Below are 1,502 nucleotides of genomic sequence, written 5' to 3' on the forward strand. Positions count from 1 at the left end.
GAGCGGGGGGACGCCGGCACGAGCCAGGATGGCGGCGGCGAGCCGGACGTCCGGCGGTGGGCGCTGACACGCGCGCGCGTCGCGCTCGCGGCGGCGCGCGGCGGTCGGTGGCAGGCGGGGCCGGGCGTCGGCACGGTCACGCGCGAGGGGCTGACGCTGCCGGTCGGCGAACCGGCGATCAACCCGGTGCCGCGCCAGATGATGACGACGCACCTGGAAGCGCTGGCGGCCGAGCATGGCTACGCGGGCGGCTTCGACGTGACGATCGGCGTCGAAGGCGGCGAAGCGCTCGCGCTGAAGACGATGAACCCGCGCCTGGGTATCGTCGGCGGGCTGTCGATCCTCGGCACGACCGGCATCGTGCGGCCGTTCTCGTGTTCGGCCTATATCGCGTCGATCCACCAGGGCATCGACGTCGCACGCGCGAACGGCATCGCGCACATTGCCGCGTGCACCGGCAACGCGAGCGAGGACGCGATGCGCGCGCACTATCAACTGCCCGACATGGCGCTGATCGAGATGGGCGATTTCGCGGGAGCGGTGCTCAAGCACCTGCGGCGCGCGCCGGTCGCGCGGCTGTCGATGTGCGGCGGCTTCGGCAAGCTCAGCAAGCTCGCGGCCGGCCATCTCGACCTGCACAGCCGCCATTCGAGCATCGACCTGCCGATGCTCGCGCAGTGGGCGGCCGAAGCCGGCGCAAGCGACGCGCTGCAGGACGCGATGCGCGCCGCGAACACGAGCCAGGAAGCGCTGAAGCTTGCGCACGCCGACGGTGTGCCGCTCGGCGATCTGGTCTGCGCGCAGGCGCTGCGCGTCGCGCGCGACATCGTGCCGCCGTCGGTCGCCGTCGAAATGTTTGCGATCGACCGGCAGGGCCGCTTCGTCGGGGAGGCGCGATGAGCATGCGCATCCTGCTGCTCGGCGGCACCGGCGATGCGCTGAAGATCGCACGTGCGCTCGGGCCTCGTCACGTCTATAGCCTGGCCGGCCTCGGCAAGATCCCCGACGACCTGCGCTGCGACGTGCGCGTCGGCGGCTTCGGTGGCGCGGCCGGGCTGGCCGCGTATCTGCGCGACGCCGGCATCGGCCTCGTGATCGACGCGACGCATCCGTATGCTGCACGGATCAGCGCGAATGCCGCGGCTGCAGCGCGTGACGCGGGCGTGCCGCTGTGGGCGCTGCGCCGCGCGCCGTGGGCGCAGCAACCCGGCGACGACTGGCGCATGGTCGACGACTGGGCCGGCATCGAGGCCGCGCTTGCGCCGTTCAGGCGGCCGCTGTTCACGCTCGGCCGCGAACCGCTCGCGCATCTCGACGCGATCCCGTCGCATCAGTTCTGGCTCGTGCGCTGCCTCGACGCGCATCCCGGCAACGCGCGTGCGCAGATCGTCGCCGCGCGCGGGCCCTTCACGCTCGCCGCCGAGCGCGCGCTGTTCCCCCGGCTGGGCCTCGACGTCAGGTCGGGAGCGCGCCGGGTGTGGAAAGGGGTGGGGCACGGGTGA

At 73.0% G+C, this 1,502-nt stretch carries 1 protein-coding gene and 1 pseudogene; both read left to right on the forward strand.

From position 1 onward, the window contains the following. A partial coding sequence (locus G3N93_RS40090; RefSeq protein WP_206135531.1) for a cobalt-precorrin-5B (C(1))-methyltransferase occupies positions 1–900 on the forward strand: 900 nt, incomplete at its 5' end. Beyond that, positions 897–1,457: pseudogene (locus G3N93_RS40095) on the forward strand (cobalt-precorrin-6A reductase); the annotation flags it as partial. The gene G3N93_RS40090 and the pseudogene G3N93_RS40095, both read left to right, overlap by 4 nt. Positions 1,458–1,502: the final 45 nt, after the last annotated feature.

It is taken from the genome of Burkholderia sp. Se-20378, assembly GCF_017104665.1.
Taxonomy (GTDB): domain Bacteria; phylum Pseudomonadota; class Gammaproteobacteria; order Burkholderiales; family Burkholderiaceae; genus Burkholderia; species Burkholderia lata.